Annotated in this window: 14 protein-coding genes; 12 read left to right on the top strand and 2 right to left on the bottom strand. The window is 72.1% G+C overall.

The annotated features are described in order from the left end of the window. Nucleotides 1-112: 112 nt before the first annotated feature. Nucleotides 113-1,402 (bottom strand): nucleotide sugar dehydrogenase, encoded by a 1,290-nt coding sequence (locus QN245_RS12200; protein WP_317843298.1) that lies wholly within the window; start codon nucleotides 1,400-1,402, stop codon nucleotides 113-115. 358 nt (nucleotides 1,403-1,760) lie between these two features. On the opposite strand from QN245_RS12200, the gene QN245_RS12205 reads away from it, so the two are divergent. Then, on the top strand, nucleotides 1,761-2,084 hold the full coding sequence (locus QN245_RS12205; protein WP_160964977.1) for a transposase: 324 nt from the start codon (nucleotides 1,761-1,763) through the stop codon (nucleotides 2,082-2,084). Nucleotides 2,085-2,100: 16 nt separating this feature from the next. Further along, nucleotides 2,101-2,277 (top strand): hypothetical protein, encoded by a 177-nt coding sequence (locus QN245_RS12210; protein WP_317843299.1) that lies wholly within the window; start codon nucleotides 2,101-2,103, stop codon nucleotides 2,275-2,277. Nucleotides 2,278-2,362: 85 nt separating this feature from the next. Here QN245_RS12210 and QN245_RS12215 read toward each other — a convergent pair whose 3' ends face one another. Continuing rightward, nucleotides 2,363-3,343 (bottom strand): LacI family DNA-binding transcriptional regulator, encoded by a 981-nt coding sequence (locus QN245_RS12215; RefSeq protein WP_317843300.1) that lies wholly within the window; start codon nucleotides 3,341-3,343, stop codon nucleotides 2,363-2,365. Nucleotides 3,344-3,503: 160 nt separating this feature from the next. Here QN245_RS12215 and ptsP point away from each other — a divergent pair, with 160 nt between their 5' ends. The 10 genes from ptsP to QN245_RS12265 all read left to right on the top strand — a co-directional run bounded on the left by ptsP (nucleotide 3,504) and on the right by QN245_RS12265 (nucleotide 17,222). Next, nucleotides 3,504-6,017, top strand: a complete 2,514-nt coding sequence (gene ptsP / locus QN245_RS12220) for a phosphoenolpyruvate--protein phosphotransferase (RefSeq protein ID WP_317843301.1) — start codon at nucleotides 3,504-3,506, stop codon at nucleotides 6,015-6,017. Beyond that, entirely contained in the window at nucleotides 6,014-6,967 is a 954-nt protein-coding gene (gene pfkB, locus QN245_RS12225; protein WP_317843302.1) for a 1-phosphofructokinase, read from the top strand. The genes ptsP and pfkB overlap by 4 nt, the downstream gene beginning before the upstream one ends. A 55-nt stretch (nucleotides 6,968-7,022) precedes the next feature. Next, the gene (locus tag QN245_RS12230; RefSeq protein ID WP_317843303.1) at nucleotides 7,023-8,753 is read left to right on the top strand and encodes a PTS fructose transporter subunit IIC; all 1,731 of its coding nucleotides are present in this window, start codon (nucleotides 7,023-7,025) and stop codon (nucleotides 8,751-8,753) included. A 92-nt stretch (nucleotides 8,754-8,845) separates the two neighbouring features. Further along, nucleotides 8,846-10,114, top strand: a complete 1,269-nt coding sequence (locus QN245_RS12235; protein ID WP_317843304.1) for a carbohydrate porin — start codon at nucleotides 8,846-8,848, stop codon at nucleotides 10,112-10,114. Nucleotides 10,115-10,885: 771 nt separating this feature from the next. Further along, entirely contained in the window at nucleotides 10,886-11,593 is a 708-nt protein-coding gene (locus tag QN245_RS12240) for a response regulator (protein ID WP_160947424.1), read from the top strand. Continuing rightward, entirely contained in the window at nucleotides 11,590-13,011 is a 1,422-nt protein-coding gene (locus tag QN245_RS12245) for a sensor histidine kinase (protein WP_160964989.1), read from the top strand. The genes QN245_RS12240 and QN245_RS12245 overlap by 4 nt, the downstream gene beginning before the upstream one ends. After that, nucleotides 13,008-14,432 carry an efflux transporter outer membrane subunit gene (locus tag QN245_RS12250; protein WP_317843305.1) on the top strand — a complete coding sequence of 475 codons (1,425 nt, stop codon included), beginning with the start codon at nucleotides 13,008-13,010 and terminating at the stop codon, nucleotides 14,430-14,432. Before QN245_RS12245 ends, QN245_RS12250 begins: the two co-directional genes overlap by 4 nt. Beyond that, nucleotides 14,432-15,565, top strand: coding sequence for an ABC transporter permease (locus tag QN245_RS12255; RefSeq protein WP_317843306.1), 1,134 nt, complete (start codon nucleotides 14,432-14,434; stop codon nucleotides 15,563-15,565). The genes QN245_RS12250 and QN245_RS12255 overlap by 1 nt, the downstream gene beginning before the upstream one ends. Then, nucleotides 15,562-16,326, top strand: a complete 765-nt coding sequence (locus QN245_RS12260) for an ABC transporter ATP-binding protein (protein WP_160964995.1) — start codon at nucleotides 15,562-15,564, stop codon at nucleotides 16,324-16,326. Before QN245_RS12255 ends, QN245_RS12260 begins: the two co-directional genes overlap by 4 nt. Continuing rightward, nucleotides 16,323-17,222, top strand: a complete 900-nt coding sequence (locus QN245_RS12265; protein ID WP_317843307.1) for an HlyD family secretion protein — start codon at nucleotides 16,323-16,325, stop codon at nucleotides 17,220-17,222. Before QN245_RS12260 ends, QN245_RS12265 begins: the two co-directional genes overlap by 4 nt. Nucleotides 17,223-17,275 lie beyond the last annotated feature (53 nt).

Raw genomic sequence — 17,275 nt, forward strand, 5'->3', positions numbered from 1 at the left:
GGTGTCGCGGGCGTGGCGTTGCCACTGCCGCCGGGTCCGCTCCGCGCAGGTACAGCTTGCGCATGCCCGCCGCGCCGGTGGCGCGGCATGGCGAGCCCCCCTGGGGAGGCGCCTACAGCCGGTCGTCCACCGCCGCGCGCGGCCACACCGACTTGACGTCGTAGACCACCAGGTCGGGCGTGCCGAGTGCGCGGATCTGCGCCGCGTCCAGGTCGCGGTAGGCAGCGTGCGCCACCGCCAGCACCACCGCGTCGTAGCTGCCGGGCACCGGTTCCGGCAGCAGGTCGACGCCGTGCGCCTGCGCCGCCCGCGGATCGGCCCAGGGATCGCAGGCGTCGACGCGGGCGCCGGCCGCGGCCAGCGCCTGCACCAGTTCCAGCGCGCGGCTGTTGCGCAGGTCCGGGCAGTTCTCCTTGAAGGTGACGCCGAGCACCAGCACGGACGCTTCGGCCATCGCCACGCCCTTGCCGGCCAGCAGCGCCTGCACCCGTGCGGCCACGTGCGCGCCGACCCGGTTGTTGACCTGGCGCGCGGTGTGGATCAGGTCCGGGTGGTAGCCCATGCTCTCGGACTTGTGCAGCAGGTAGTACGGATCCACGCCGATGCAGTGGCCGCCGACCAGGCCGGGCCGGAACGGCAGGAAGTTCCACTTGGTGCCGGCGGCATCCAGTACGTCCTGGGTGTCGATGCCGAGCCGGTCGAAGATCAGTGCCAGTTCGTTGACCAGGGCGATGTTGACGTCGCGCTGGATGTTCTCCACCACCTTGGCCGCCTCGGCCACGCGAATCGACGGCGCGCGCCAGGTGCCGGCGGCGATGATGCCGGCATACAGCGCGTCCACGGCGTCGGCGGCGGCCGGGTTCGAGCCGGAGGTGATCTTGCGGATGTCGGCCAGGCGCCGCTGCCGGTCGCCGGGGTTGACCCGCTCGGGGCTGTAGCCGCAATGGAAATCGACGTCGCAGCGCAGCCCCGAGCCCTGCTCCAGCAGCGGCACGCAGACCTCCTCGGTGGTGCCGGGATAGACGGTGGATTCGTAGATCACCAGGTCGCCGCGCTTGAGCACGCCGGCCAGCAGTTCGCTGGCCTGGCGCAGCGGCTGCAGGTCGGGTTGCTCGTGCGCATCGATCGGGGTCGGCACGGTGACGATGTACACGTTGCGGTCGCGCAGCTCGGCCGCGTCGTCGCTGTAGCGCAGGTGCACGCCGGCGCGCAGTTCTTCGGCCTCCAGTTCCAGGGTCTGGTCGTGCCCGGCGCGCAGTTGCGCCACGCGCTCCCCATCGATGTCGTAGCCGAGCGTGTCGTGGCGGGCACCGAACGCCACCGCCAGCGGCAGGCCGACGTAGCCGAGGCCGATCACGGCGATGCGCGGCGGCGCGGAATCGAACACGGGGGCGACGGACATACCAATCCTTTGCGGCACCAGCGGTAGCCGTCGGTGCATGGGGGTGAAAAGCATGGGAGTCCGCGGGCGGACGCCGCCCATGGTAAGCCGCACCGCTGGCGCCGACCAAGCCGGTCCGCGCAACGCCAGTGTTGCAGGCATGTGTGCGTCTTCACGCGCGCGACGTGCGGCGCCTTCACAACATGGTGTGTGAAGGTCGCTGCCTGGCGTCACGCTTTGCGTCCGGGCCGCCGCGTCTTGCCGCGCAGACGACATAAGCACCACTCCGCCTTTACGCGGGGCGGCCTAGTCTCGGGAAGTGGACGCGTCAGGGGGCGCCTCCGCATCCCCCTTTTCCTCTCACTCAAGGAGAACTCGCGTGAGTCACGCTCCGAGCCTGCTCGTGGATGTCGAAGCCGAATTGGCGCATTGGAAAGCGCTGCACGCGGCGGGCAAACTGGGGTCGCAGTCGTTCAGCGAACATGCGCGCCTGATCAAGATGGCGTGCGACGTGTTCCTGCAACTGCCGCGCGAATCCAACGACGTGCGGCTGCAGCGCCTGCGTCAGCGCTACGACGGCGAGCACCCCTGGCCGCGCATCGCCTGGAGCGATGCCGAAACCCTGGTCGTTGCCTGCTGGGCACGCCTCGACGGATCCGAGCAGCGCGACCACCACCCAGATCCGGCGCACACCCCCGCCTGATCCAGAAGGTCCGCACATGTCCCTGCCCGCCAATCGCGACAACGCCCACGATTCCCAGCAACGCAGCCAGACCCCCGACAAGATGCACAACGACGACGCGCAGTGGAAAGCGCGCGATCAACCCGACAGCGATCCCAAGCACGACCACGCCGACCCGGAACACGACTATCCGCGCCCGGACGGCAGCGAGTAGGTAAGCACGTCACCCCTCCCGCTGCGGCCGACCACGGTCATCGCCGCAGCGGCACCCCTCCCGCAACACCACCGACCTGCGGCAGTCAGCGCAGGCTCGACCCGCGCACGATGCAGCGGCCGCTGAGCACCACCTTGCGGGTCGGCTGCGCCGGCGCGTTCATCCGCTCCAGCAGCAACGACATGGCGGTACGGCCCATCTCTTCGACCGGCTGTTCGATCACGGTGATGCCGGGTTCGACCAGGTCGGTCCAGCTTTCGTTGTCGAAGCCGGCCAGTGCCAGGTCCTGCGGAATGCGCAGACCGGCAGCCCGCACGGCCTTCATTGCGCCCATCAGCAGCAGGCTATTGCTGGCCACCAACGCATCCGGGCGTGGCGTCTGTTCCAGCCAGGCCTGGACCTCGGCGATCGCCGCCTCCGCACTCGGCGCCACCTCGCGGTAGTCCGGCGCCAGGCCGTGCCCGCGCATCGCCTCCAGATAGCCATCGCGGCGTTCGGCGGCGGTGCTGCTGGTCTTGCCGAACAGGCCGCCGATGCGGCACACGCCTTGCCCGACGAGGTGATCGACCAGAGCGGCCATCGCCGCGGCATTGTCCAGGACCACGCTGTCGTGCGTGCCGCCCTTGCCGGCACGGTCCAGCAGCACCACCGGATGGTCGAAATGCAACTTGCCCAGTTGGCTCTGGGTGGTGCGGGTGGGGGCGAAGATCAGCCCGCTGACCCGCTCTTCCTGCATCAGTTGCAGATACAGCGCCTCGCGCTGCGGATCCTCGTCGGTATTGCACAGGATCACCCGCATGCCGGCACGGTAGGCCACGTCCTCGACCGCGCGAATGGCCGCGGTGAAGAACGGATTGCGGATGTCGGCGACGATCAGGCCCACCACCCCGGAGTGCTGCGAGCGGAGCCGCCGCGCCATCAGGTTGGGGCGGTAGCCGGTCTCGCGGACCGCGGCCTCCACCCGCGCCCGCACCTCTTCGCTGACCGGGCCCTGGCCCAGTGCGCGCGACACCGTGGAAGTCGAGACGCCGGCGACCCGGGCCACGTCGTGAATGCTGACGCTCACTGGCAACGTTCCCGCATCGTTTTCATTTCAACTCCCTGTCACCTGGCGTTTCTTGATAGTAGCACCGGCTTTTTCCGAAGGATTTGTGCACTGCACATTGACTAGAGACTGGGAACGTTCCCACACTGCGCCCACTCGCCGCCCACCCCAAGGAACCCGCGTGTCCCAGACGCCCTCCTCTCCCCTGGTTTCCAGCGACCTGGTCCGGGTCGATGTCCAGGCCCGCGACAAGGCCGACGCGATCGCCCAGGCGGCGCAGTTGCTGGTCGCCGCCGGCTGCGTGCCGCCGGCCTACGAGGCCAGCATGCTGCGCCGCGAAGCGCTGGCCAACACCTTCCTGGGCCATGGCGTGGCGATCCCGCACTGCACCGGCGAAGACCGCCACCTGGTGCGCCGCGACGGCATCGCGGTGCTGCAGCTGCGCGCCGGCGTGGAGTGGAACCCGGGCCAGACCACGCACCTGGTGGTCGCCATCGCCGCCCAGTCCGACACCCACATCACCGTACTGCGGCGCCTGACCCGGTTGATCCAGGACCCGCCACGGCTGGAGGCGCTGTTCGCCAGCGACGACCCACAGGCGATCGTCGCCGCGCTGAGCGAGGATGCGGCCGTCGCCGCGCCCACCGCCCCGGCCAGCGACCTGGCCGAGCGCTTCGACTGGACCGTGCGCTACCCCACCGGCCTGCACGCGCGCCCGGCCACGCGCTGGGTGGAAACCGCGCGCGGCTTCGCCGCCCGCATCCAGGTACGCGCCGGCGACCAGGTCGGCGATGCCAAGAACCTGGTGTCGTTGCTGCAACTGGGCCTGCACGCCGGCGACAGCGTGACCATTTCGGCCGAGGGCCAGGACGCCGCCGCGGCGCTGGCGCGGCTGCGCAGCGTGATCGACGGCCTGACCGCGCAGGAGCAGGCCGACGCCGAGGCCGCCGCGCAACGCCGCGCCGCGCCAATCGCCGGCTGGACCCCGCCGCAGGCGCAGCCGGCCATCGTCGGCATCGGCGCCAGCCCCGGCCTGGCGATCGGCGTGGTGCACAAGCTGGCCGGCCATGACGTGGCGGTGGCGGACACGCCGGTACCGCTGAGCGACGGCGGCGCCCTGCTGCACGACGCCCTGCAGCGCACCCGCACGCAACTGCAGGCCATCGAAGAGGACACCCGGCGCCGCCTCGGCGCCGGCGATGCGGCGATCTTCCGTGCCCAGGCCGAACTCCTCAACGACACCGACCTGATCACCCTGGCCTGCCAGTTGATGGTCGAAGGCCACGGCGTCGCCTGGTCCTGGCAGCAGTCGGTGGAGCGCCTAGCCAACAAGCTCTCGGCGCTGGGCAACGCCGTGCTGGCCGGACGCGCCAGCGACCTGCGCGACGTCGGCCGCCGGGTGCTGGCGCAACTGGATCCGGGCCTGGCCGGCGGCAGCCTGGAGCAGTTGCCGGACGCGCCGTGCATCCTGCTCGCGCACGACCTGTCGCCGTCGGACACCGCCAACCTGGACACCCGCCGCGTGCTCGGCCTGGCCACCGCGGTGGGTGGCCCGACTTCGCACACCGCGATCCTCTCGCGCACCCTCGGCCTGCCGGCGCTGGTCGCCGGCGGTGCCGACCTGCTGGACCTGGAGGATGGCGCCACGGTGATCGTCGACGGCACGAGCGGCCGCCTGTACGTGGCGCCGTCGGACGAGGACCTGGCGTCGGCCCGCGCCTACATCGACGAACAGCAGCAACTGCGTGCGCGCGAGGCCGAACAGCGCAACCAGCCGGCGCAGACCGAGGACGGCCATCGCCTGGAGATCGGCGCCAACGTCAACCTGCCCGAGCAGGTCGCCGCGGCGCTGGCGCAAGGCGCCGAGAGCGTGGGCCTGATGCGCACCGAATTCCTGTTCCTGGAGCGTGGCAGCACGCCCAGCGAGGACGAGCAGTACGCCACCTACACCGCGATGGCGCAGGCGCTGGACGGCCGCGCGCTGATCGTGCGCGCGCTGGACATCGGCGGCGACAAGCAGGTCGCGCACCTGAACCTGCCGCGCGAGGACAACCCGTTCCTGGGCGTGCGCGGCGCGCGCCTGCTGCTGCGCCGCGCCGACCTGCTGCAACCGCAGTTGCGCGCGCTGTACCGCGCGGCCAAGGACGGCGCGCGCCTGGCGATCATGTTCCCGATGATCACCTCGGCAGCGGAACTGCTGACGCTGCGCGCCGAATGCGAGCGCCTGCGCGCGGAACTGCAGGCGCCGGAGGTGCCGCTGGGCATCATGATCGAAGTGCCGGCCGCGGCGATCCAGGCCGATGCGCTGGCCAAACACGCGGATTTCTTCTCGATCGGCACCAACGACCTGACCCAGTACACCCTGGCCATCGACCGGCAGAACCCGGACCTGGCCGCCGAGGCCGACAGCCTGCATCCGGCGGTGCTGCGCCTGATCCGCACCACCGTCGAGGGCGCGGCGCGCCACGGACGCTGGGTCGGCGTGTGCGGCGGCCTGGCCGGCGACGCGTTCGGCGCGGCGCTGCTGGCCGGCCTGGGCGTGCACGAGCTGTCGATGACGCCCAACGATATCCCGGCGGTGAAGGCGCGCCTGCGCGGCAGCCGCCTGGATGCGCTGCAGGCGCTGGCGCAGCGCGCGCTGGACTGCGAAAGCGCGGCCGAGGTGCGGGCGCTCGACGGCGGGGCCGGCGCATGAGCGTCGATGCCGTCACCGTCACCCTGAATCCGGCGATCGACCTGACCGTGGCGATCGACCGGCTGCAGCCCGGCCAGGTGCATCGCGCGCGCAGCGCCCACGCCATCGCCGGCGGCAAGGGCATCAACGTCGCCGCCTGCCTGGCCGACGCCGGCCTGCGCTGCGCCGCGCTCGGCGCGCTCGGCGCCGGCAATGCGCCGGTGTTCGAGGCGCTGTTCGCCGAACGCGGCATCGACGACCGCTGCCTGCGCGTGCCCGGCGACACCCGCAGCAATCTCAAGCTGGTCGCCGCCGACAGCGGCGCCACCACCGACATCAACCTGCCCGGCCTGGCCCTGGAGCAGGCCCAGCTCGACACCATCGGTGCGCGCCTGGCCGACGTGCTGCGCCCCGGCCTGCCGGTGGTGCTCAGCGGCAGCCTGCCGGCCGGCCTGGCCGAGGACACCTGGCGGCAGCTGCAGGCGCAGGCCGCCGCCGCCGGCGCGCGGGTGCTGCTGGACACCAGCGGCGCGCCGCTGCATGCCGCCCTCGACGCGCCGCGTGCGCAACTGCCGTTCGCGATCAAGCCCAACCGCCACGAACTGGAGGAATGGGCCGGCGTGCCGCTGGCCACCACCGCCGACCTGCTCGGCGCCGCACGCGCGCTGCTGGCGCGCGGCATCGGCCTGGTCGCGGTGTCGCTGGGCACCGAGGGCGCGCTGTTCGTGCGCGGCGAGCAGGCGCTGCTGGCGCAGCCGCCGCAGGTGACCGGCGGCAGCAGCGTCGGCGCCGGCGATGCGATGGTCGCCGGCCTGGTCGCGGCATTGCGCGCCGACGCCGACCTGGCGACCTGCGCGCGCCAGGCCACCGCCTTCGCCGTGGCCACGCTGGGCAGCGGCGTCGCCCGCCGCCTGCCGCGCGAGCGCCTGCCGGCGCTGGCCGCCGCGGTCCGCCTGGAGACCCTGTCATGACTTCCGCCGCGTCGCTGCCGTGCGCCGCGCCCTCTTGCGCTCATCGGGAGCCCGCATGAATCCGATCCTCGTGGTGATCGCCGCCGGCGATCGCAGTACCGAAGCCGTCCTCGCCGCCGAGGCGCTGCGCCATGCCGCCACGCTGCGGGGCGCAGTCCTGCAGGCCGAGGTGCGCACGCCGCAGGGCGTGATCGCGCCGCTGGACCTGGCCGCGGCATCCGCGGCCGCGCCGCTGCTGCTGGTCGGCGACGGCGAGGCCGACACCGCCCGCTTCGCTGGCCGCAGCCTGCACCGCAACAGCCTGGATGCGGTGCTGGCCGATGCCGGCGCCGTCCTGGCGCCGCTGCTGGCGAACGCCACGACCGACGCCGCCGTTCCGGCCGCTGCCGGCAGCGCCGAGGGCGCCGGCAAGCGCATCGTCGCCATCACCTCCTGCCCCACCGGCATCGCCCACACCTTCATGGCCGCCGAAGGCCTGCAGCAGGCGGCCAAGGCGCTGGGCCACCAGATTCGGGTGGAAACCCAGGGCTCGGTGGGCGCACAGGACGCGCTCAGCGCCGAGGAGATCGCCGCGGCCGACCTGGTGCTGATCGCCGCCGACCGCGAGGTCGACCTGGGCCGCTTCGGCGGCAAGCGCCTGTTCAAGAGCGGCACCAAGCCGGCGATCAACGACGGCCCGGCGCTGATCCGCAAGGCCCTGGCCGAGGCCAGCGTGCACGCGGCCGGCACTGGCGGCAGCGCCCCGGCCCAGGCCCAGGGCGGTCGCTCCGCCGGCCCGTACAAGCACCTGATGACCGGCGTGTCGTTCATGCTGCCCTTCGTCACCGCCGGCGGCCTGCTGATCGCGCTGGCGTTCGCGCTCGGCGGCATCTACGCCTTCGACGACGCGCACAAGGGCACCCTGGCCTGGTCGCTGTTCCAGATCGGCGCCAAGGCCGGCTTCAGCCTGATGGTGCCCGCCCTGGCCGGCTACATCGCCTACTCCATCGCCGACCGCCCCGGCATCGCCCCGGGCATGATCGGCGGCATGGTCGCAGCCAATCTCGGCGCCGGCTTCATCGGCGGCATCTTCGCCGGCTTCATCGCCGGCTACGGCGTGGCCGCGCTGAACCGGGCGATCAAGCTGCCGCGCACCCTGGAAGGCCTGAAACCGGTGCTGATCCTGCCGGTGCTGGGCACTCTGCTGGTCGGTCTGGCCCTGCTGTACGTGGTCGGCCAGCCGGTGGCCGAGCTGCTGGCCTGGCTCACCGAATGGCTGCGCGGCATGCAGGGCAGCAGCGCGGTGCTGCTGGGCCTGCTGCTGGGCGCGATGATGGCCTTCGACATGGGCGGGCCGGTCAACAAGGCCGCCTATGCCTTCTCCACCGGCCTGATTGCCAGCCAGGTGTACACGCCGATGGCCGCGGCGATGGTCGCCGGCATGACCCCGCCGCTGGGCATCGCCCTGGCCACCTGGGTGTTCCGCAACCGCTTCACCCAGGACGAGCGCGGCAGCAGCGCCGCCACCGGCGTGCTCGGCCTGGCCTTCGTCACCGAAGGCGCGATCCCCTACGCCGCGCGCGACCCGCTGCGCACCATCCCCGCGCTGATGCTCGGCTCGGCGCTGGCCGGCGCCATCTCGATGGCCGCCGGAGCCGAGCTGAAGGTGCCGCACGGCGGCGTGTTCGTGCTGCCGATCCCCAATGCGGTCAGCCACCTGGGCATGTACCTGGTGGCGCTGCTCGCCGGCACCGTGGTCACTGCGGTGGCGTTGCGGGTGCTGAAGAAGCCGGTCGTCGTCGCCTAGTCCCTTCCATGCGCCGGCGCGTCGCCATGCGATGCCCCTCCCCCCGTCGCCGCTGGCGGCGCGCCGGCCTTTCCCTGCTGAGGAGTTCCGCCATGTCCCGTCCCCTCGTCTCGCACCTGCCCCTGGCCACCCTGGCGCTGGCCCTCGCCGCGCCGCTGGCCCACGCCCAGGACGCCAGCGACGCGTTCAAGCTCAAGCTCGCCTATACCGGCGAGGCCGCGGTCTCGCTGGACGGCGGCAAGCATGAGGGCAGCGCCTACGCCGGCCAGCTGATGTTCGGCACCGACGTGGACCTGCAACGGCTGATGGGCTGGAACGGCGCCACCCTGAAGGTCTACGGCATCAACCGCCACGGCACCAACCTGGCCAACGGCAACATCGGCAACAGCACCTCGGTGCAGGAAATCTACGGCGGCCAGGGCACCCGCCTGGCCAACTTCACCATCGACCAGAAGCTGTTCAACGACCGCCTGGAACTGGAAGCCGGCCGCAGCGTGGCCAACATCCACTTCCTGGGCTCGGAGCTGTGCGGCTACTTCCAGGGCAACTCGGCCTGCGGCAACCCGACCTTCGTGTTCCGCACCAGCAACTTCACCTACTGGCCGGTGTCCAGCTGGGCCGCGCACGCCAAGGCCTGGGTGACGCCGAACGTCTACGTCCACGTCGGCGCCTACGAGGTCAACCCGATCCAGGCCGAGCGCGGCCAGCACGGCCTGAACTGGAGCACCAACGACCGCACCGGGGTGATCGTGCCGTACGCGATCGGCTACAGCACCCAGACCAGCGGCGCGCGCCTGCCGGCGCTGTACGAGATCGGCGGCTGGCAGGACAACTCCGATTACCGTGACCCGCTCAACGACCGCAACGGCAACCCGGCGCGGCTGAGCGGGCTGGACTACGCCAATCGCAACGGCCGCTCCGGCGCGTTCGTGCGCTTCGAGCAGCAGGTCACCCGCCCCGACCCGGACAGCAACCGCGGCCTGGTGCTGTTCGGCTCGGCGCTCAAGGGCACCTCCGGGCAATTGATCGAAGACCACTTCCTGGAGCTGGGCCTGGTCCAGCGCGGCACCTTCGCCAGCCGCCCGCAGGACAACATCGCCTTCGTCGTCACCCAGCAGCACTACAGCGACGACGCCCTGGAAGACCTGCGCCTGGCCCGCGCCGCCGCTGGCGGCAGCGGCACCCCGCACCGTTCCCAGACCATGATGGAACTGAGCTACGGCATCGAGGTGACCCCGCAGCTGCGCATCGCGCCGAACCTGCAGTACATCGTGCACCCGGACCAGTTCAACGAGCCGGCGCGCACCCGCGACCTGCCCAATGCCTTGGTGGCTGGGTTGCGGCTGGACTGGACACTCTGAAGGGCGGAGAGTCGGGATTGGGGATTCGCAAAAGCGGGCGGGTCGCGGCTGGGGCGGTGCGTGCCGGGTGATGGCGCATGTTGTTTCAGACGCCCCGCGCTCGGCTCCCTGCCCTGGCGTGACGGCTGGACACGGATTGGCGCAGCGGCGGCGATGGCGGGTCTGCGTCCACCCGCGCGTGTGAAGGCCCGGCGCGGTGAACGCCTTTCCCTTGTCGCGCCGTTCGGGCGCAGCGCCCTCCACGCCAGGGAGACCGCACTGGCGCCGATTGCGCGCCGGCCGCCTCCGATGACCCGGCGCTGGATGACAGGACGCTAACCAACTGGCCGAGCGAAAAATGGCGGAACGCACGAGGCCACGGCATGCCGGGGCCTCGTGCGTTCCCTTCCCTGTGATTCCTATCGCAGTGCTGCTACGCCAGTCCATCGGCGCCTGCGGGAGCGAAAAGTGGCCGGCGAATCGAGTTCCCTTCGATTCCGTGCGAGCCGTCTCCCTGGCGCGGGAGCGGTGACGTTGCCAGCGCGTTCATGATGCCGCCGCCCGGAGGGCGTGAGGATCGGCGGATGCCGCGGCAGGCTATAGGGTTTTCCCTACCCGGCGGAGTCAGGACCAACACCGCGCAAACGATGTCATGGATGACAATCGTCATCACCGCATCGCAGAATCTGGATACAGACTCCACCGAAACTACATCGACGTATGTGAACGTAGCGACTTCGCCGCCGCCGATTACGACGGTTTTCCCACATCCCCGTTGCAAGCATTCGCGTCATGCGCATCCTGGTTGCCGAAGACGATACGTCCATTGCTGTTGCGTTACGCGATTCGCTCGCCGAGTGCGGTCATGTGGTGGACCATGTCAGCGACGGTGCCGCCGCCGAACGCGCACTCGGTAGCGAAAGCTATCAATTACTGGTCCTGGATCTGGGCCTGCCGCGCCGCGACGGGCTGCAGGTACTGCAGCGCCTGCGCGCCCGCCGCGACGAGATCCCGGTGCTGGTGGTGACCGCGCGCGACGCGGTGGAAGACCGCATCCGCGCGCTCGACCAGGGCGCCGACGACTACCTGATCAAGCCCTTCGAACTGTCCGAGTTCCTCGCCCGCACCCGCGCGCTCCTGCGCCGCAGCAGCAGCGGCGGCGTACCCGAACTGGTGCTGGGGCAACTGCGCATCAACCTGGCCGGGCGCCGGGTGTGGCTGCAGGACCAGCCGCTGGACCTGACCGCGCGCGAGTTCGCGCTGTTGGAGACGCTCTTGCTGCGCAGCGGGCGCGTGGTCAGCCGCAGCCAGCTGACCGAAGCGCTGTGCGATTGGCAACACGAAATCACCGACAACGGCCTGGACATCTCCATGCACCGCCTGCGGCGCAAGCTGCACGGCGCCGGCGTCGGTATCCGGACCATCCGCGGCCTGGGCTACCTGCTGGAGGAGTCGCGCGCCGCCTCGCCGGCCGCCGACCACGCACAGATCCCGCAGTGAGCGCGACCGCGGCCGCGCAGTCGCCGGCATACCGCCACCCCAGCCTGCGCCAGCGACTGCTGGCGTTCCTGCTGATCCCCACCGTGCTGCTGATGCTGGTGGTGTCGGCGCTGTTCTACCTGCTGATGCTCAAGTACACCAATCACGTCCACGACATGGACCTGAAGGAGGACACGCAGGGCCTGGCCAACGCGGTCAACGACCCCGGCGAGCGCATGCCGCTGACCCTGCAGGCGCGGCAGCTGCTGGAGTACAGCAGCGACGGCCGGGTGTTCTTCAAGCTGGACAGCCGCCGCCACGGGGTGATCAGCGGCAGCACCCTGCCGATTCCCGCACACCCGGATCCAGCCGAGATCGGCCGGGTGATGCTGTACGACGACCACATGGACAACGGCGTGCCGGTGCGCGTGGCCAGCCTGTTGCTGCCCTCGGCGCTGGAGCCGGGCGATTGGCTCACCGTGTCGGTGGCCGAGACCCTGGACGACCGCCACCGCCGCGCTCGCGAGATCCTGGTGCTGATGCTGCCGACCGAACTGCTGCTCACCTGTTCCCTGCTGGTGCTGGTCTGGCACGGCGTGCGGGTCGGCCTGCGCATGCTGGAGCCGGCGGTGCGCCGGCTCGACGACAGCCAGCGCGACCTCAGCCCGGTATCCGGCCCGGACATCCCGGTGGAGATCCTGCCGCTGACCCAGGCCATCGACGGCCTGCTCGGCCGCCTCAAGCACATGATGGCGCTGCAGGAGCGCTTCCTCGCCGACGCCGCGCACCAGCTGCGCACGCCGCTGGCCGGGCTGAGCATGCACGTGCAGCGCGCCCAGTCCAGCCAGCGCCCGGAAGACACCGCGCAGGCGCTGCAGCACATCCGCCAGCTGACCGACCGCGCCACCCGCACCTCCACCCAGTTGCTGGCGATGACCCGCACCCAGGCGCCGCGCGAGAGCATCCGCGAACTGCTGCCGCTGGACCTGGCGCAATGGCTGCCGCAAGCGCTGTCCGAGCGCATCCCCGACGCGTTGCACGCCGGCGTGGACCTGGGCTACGACGGCGCCGACGACGACGCGCCCGCCTGGGTGGCCGCCGACGTCTATGCGCTGCGCGAGCTGCTCGACAACCTGCTGGACAACGCCTTCCGCCATGCCGCCGGCCGTGTGGTCACGGTCAGCCTGCGCCGCGATCCACAGTCTGTCCGCCTGGCCGTGGACGACGCCGGCAACGGCATCGACGAGGCCCTGCTGCCGCGCCTGGGCGAGCGTTTCTTCCGTGCCCCGGACGCGCCCGAAGGCGGCACCGGCCTGGGCCTGGCGATCGTCGCCAACATCGCAGCGCGCCACCACGCCACGCTGCGCTACCGGCGTTCGGCGCTGGGCGGGCTGCGCGCGGAACTGGACTTGCCGGCCGCCGCGGAGCCGCAGGCATGAGCCGGATCCTTATCCGCCCGCTCACGATGCTGACGCTGGCCGCCGCGCTCGCGCTGGGCGGCTGTGCCAGCAAGCCCATCCCCGACCTGCGCCAGCCGTCGATGCCCGCACAGTGGAGCAGCGCGACGCCGCAGGCGGCCGCGCCACGCCCGCCGGGCAACGCCTGGTGGCAGGACTTCCACGATCCGCAACTCGACGCGCTGGTCGCGCAGGCGTTGCGCGATGATCTCGAGGTGGGCCAGGCGCTGGCGCGGCTGCGCGCGGCGCGGCGGCTGGATGCGGTCGCCGACGCGACCCTGCGGCCGCAGCTGCGCGCGCGCACCGAGGACCCGATCGACCCCGACGCCAGCGCCTCGTTCCTGGTGGTCGGCGTCGATTCGGAATGGGAGCTGCCGCTGTTCGGCCGCGGCGAAGCCACCAACCGGGTGGCACGCGGCGACCTGCAGAGCGCCCAGGCCAACCTGGCGCAGGTGCGCGCGGCGACCATCTCCGACGTGACGCACAACTGGATCGACCTGCGCCACGCGCAGCAGGCCGAACGCCTGCTGCAGGACATCGCCAGCGCGCGCCAGCGCCAGGCCAGCCTGCAGCAGACCCTGGTCGATCTGCACCTGGCCGCACCGGCCACCGCCGCGCAGGCGCAGGCCGCGGCGCTGCAGGCGCAGACCGCGGCGAACGAACCGCGCGACGCCGCAGCCGCGGCCGCGCGGCGCCTGGCGGTGCTGCTGGGCCGCGACACGCCCGACCCGGCGTGGAGCACGGCCGCGGCCGCCACCGCGCCGGGGCAATTGCAGATCGCCGCGGTCGACAGCGTGCCGGCCGACCTGCTGCGCCGGCGCCCGGACATCGCCGCGCACGAGGCCGAGGTGATCAGCGCCGCCGGCGCGCTGGGCATCGCCCGCGCCGACCGCTACGGCAGCATCGGCCTGGGCGGCGCGATCCGCTGGTCGACCAGCCTGCTGACCCATCGCCGCACCGCCACCCATGGCATCGCCTCGTTCGGCCCGGTGATCGACATCCCCCTGTTCGACTGGGGCATCCGCCAGGCCAAGGCGAAGGCGCGCGGCGACCTGCTGGAAGCGGCCACCCTGGCCTACCGGCAGAGCGTGCTGGACGCGGTCAACGAGGTCGAGAACGCCCTGACCACGCTGGAACAGCAGCGGCGCAACACCGAGACCCAGCAGCAGGTGCTGCAGGCACAGCAGCAGGCCAGCGACGTCGCCCAGCAGCGCCGGCGGCTGGGCCTGGGCAGCGACCTGGACGTGGCCACGCAGCAGGCCGCACGCGACCAGGCCGCGCTGGAGCTGCTGGAAGCGCAGCGCCAGCGCGACCTGGCCTACGTCGCCCTGCACACCGCGCTGGGCAGCGCCACCGCGCCGATTCCCGACACCGGCAACGAACACCAAGGCGCGCAGCCCTGATGGTCGCACTGGCCCGCCAGACCCTGCGCTACGAGTGGCGCCGCTTCCTGCCGGTGGTGGTGTCGGTGGGCTTCGCCAGCCTGTTGCTGCTGCTGCAGACCGCGCTGGTGCTGGGCATCTTCGGCAGCGCCAGCGTCTATGTCTCCGGCTCCGACGCCGACCTGTGGCTGGGCTATCCCGGCACGCAGAGCGTGGACCAGGGCCGCGCCATCGATCCGGACGCGGCCGCGCCGCTGTACCTGGATCCGCGGGTGGCGCAGGTCGAGCCATTCATCTGGTTCGACGGCGACTGGCGCGGCCCCGGCGACACCGGTGCGGTGTCGGTCTACATCTCCGGCATCGACACCCGCGACGGCGGACTGATGTTCTCCCGCCTGCTCAGCCCCGCCCTGCGTGTGGGCCTGCGCGAACCGGACACCGTGGTGGTGGACCGCGCGGAACTGGACAAGCTCGGCGTCGGCGTCGGCAGCAGCGCGCGCATCAACGGCCACCGCGTGCGGGTGATCGGGGTCGGCCGTGGCCTGCGCGCGCTCGGCGGGGTCAACGTGCTGGCGTCGCTGGACACCGCGCGCGCGCTCAACAGCGACACCGCACACCCGGATTGGCCCACCTACATGGTGGCCAAGCTGCGCCCCGGCACCGACCCGCAGGCGGTGGCGCAGGCGATCGACAGCGCGGTCGCGCGGCCGCGCGTGGAAGCCTGGAGCGCCGACGATTTCGCCCGGCGCAGCATCCTGTTCTGGATGTTCGACACCGGCGCCGGCTCCGGCGTGCTGTTCCTCGGCGGCATCGTGCTGCTGGTCGGCGTGGCCATCACCAGCCAGACATTGCTCGGCACGGTGCTCGGCGCGGCGCGCGAGTACGCCACGCTCAACGCGCTGGGCGTGAGCATGCGCAACCTGCGCTGGGTGGTGCTGGAACAGGCGGCCTGGGTCGGCGCGCTGGGCCTGATCGGCGCCAGCGCCCTGGGCGCGGCGCTGGTCGCGCTGGCCCGTGCGCACGACGTGCCGGTGGCGTTCAACGCCAGCGGCTGGGGCCTGTGCGTGTGCGCGGTGATGCTGCTGACCGTGGTCTCGGCCCTGGCCGCGCTGCGCGGATTGCGTCGCGCCGATCCGGCGTTGCTGCTGCGATGAGCCGCATCGTCGCCCCCGCCGCACTGCACCCGGCCGCTGCCACCCTCAGCGGCAGCGGGCTGTGCAAGAGCTTCGTCTCCGGCAGCCTGCGCACGCCGGTGCTGCGCGACGTGGAACTGCAGGTGTGGCCGGGCGAGCTGACCCTGATCTCCGGCCCGTCCGGCTGCGGCAAGAGCACGCTGCTGTCGATCCTCAGCGGCCTGCAGCGCGCCGACGCGGGTCGCGTGCTGGCGCTGGGCGAGGAGCTGGGCGCGCTCGGCGCCACCGCGCTGGAGCAGTTCCGCCTGCGCCACACCGGCTTCATCTTCCAGGGCTTCAACCTGTTCCCGGCGCTGTGCGCGCTGGACCAGGTGCGGCTGCCGCTGCAGTACATGGGTCTGGCCCCGGCCGAGGTGCGCAGCCGCGCCGAAGAGGCGCTGGCCGAGGTCGGCATCGCCCACCGCCAGCACCTGCGCCCGTCCGAACTGTCCGGCGGCGAGAAGCAGCGCGTGGCGATCGCCCGCGCGCTGGCCAAGCACCCCGCGCTGCTGTTCGCCGACGAACCGACCAGCGCGCTGGACGCCGGCAATGGCCAGATCGTGATCGACCTGTTGCATCGCATCGCGCGCCGCCACAACACCATGGTGCTGTGCGTGAGCCACGACCCGCGCCTGATCCGCCACGCCGACCGCGTACTGTCGATGGAGGACGGCCGCATCCACGACGACCGCCGCGTCATCGCGCCGCCCTCGCCCCTGCCCTCACGGAATCCCGCACCATGAAAGCGTTCGCCGCCGCGCCCCTGCTGAGCCTGCTACTGGCCGCATGCGCGCCATCGGACCGTACGCCGGCCCCGGCGCCGGCCGCCACCCCGGCCTACCTGGCAGTGGCGCGCGGCCGCATCGACGTGGAAGGCGGCGTACTCAAGCTCGGCCTGCCGGTCGCCGCGACCCTGCGCGAGGTGCCGGTGCACGAGGGCGACGCGGTGCAGAAAGGCGCCTTGCTGATCGCCGGCGACGATCGCGCCGCCGCGGTCGACCTGGACATCGCCCGCACCCGCGCGCAGGCCGCCGCCGCCCACCTGAAGCAGTTGCAGCAACGCCTGCAAAGCGCCCAGCAGAAGCAGCGGCGGCTGGCCGAGGCCGCGCGCCTGGGCGCCGGCGACGGGCAGACCGCCGACGACGCCAGCGACGCGGTGCAGAGCCTGGTCGACGCGCTGGACACCGCGCGCAGCGACGCGGCCCTGGCCGAGGCGCAGGTGCGCGCGACCGAGTTGCAGCGCGCGCAGTATCGTCTGCAGGCGCCGGTCGCCGGTCGCGTGCTGCAGCTGTCGGCCGCGGTCGGCGCGCGCAGCGAGGCCAACACGCCGCTGCTGACCCTGCTGCCGGACGCACCGCGTCTGGTCCGCGCCGAATTGAACGAAAGCTATGCCGGCAGCGTCACCCCGGGCATGGCCGCCGAGGTGATCAGCGACGACGGCCGCCAGACCGTGCTCGGCGAGGCGGTGGTGCGCTGGCTGGCGCCGGCCTACGGCCCCACCCAGCTGCACGACGACGCCACGCCCGCCGGCAACGACCGCAGCGTGGCCTGCGTGCTAGCCTTCACTCAGCCCTCGACCCTGCGCCTGGGCCAGCGCGTGCTGGTGCGCTTCCGCAACCCGGCCGCAGCCAAGCGCTGAGCCTGCACGCCGCCACCGCGGCGAAAGGCTGCTGAAACGCGCGGCGGCGACCC

Origin of the sequence: Xanthomonas rydalmerensis (genome assembly GCF_033170385.1) — a bacterium.
GTDB lineage: Bacteria > Pseudomonadota > Gammaproteobacteria > Xanthomonadales > Xanthomonadaceae > Xanthomonas_A > Xanthomonas_A rydalmerensis.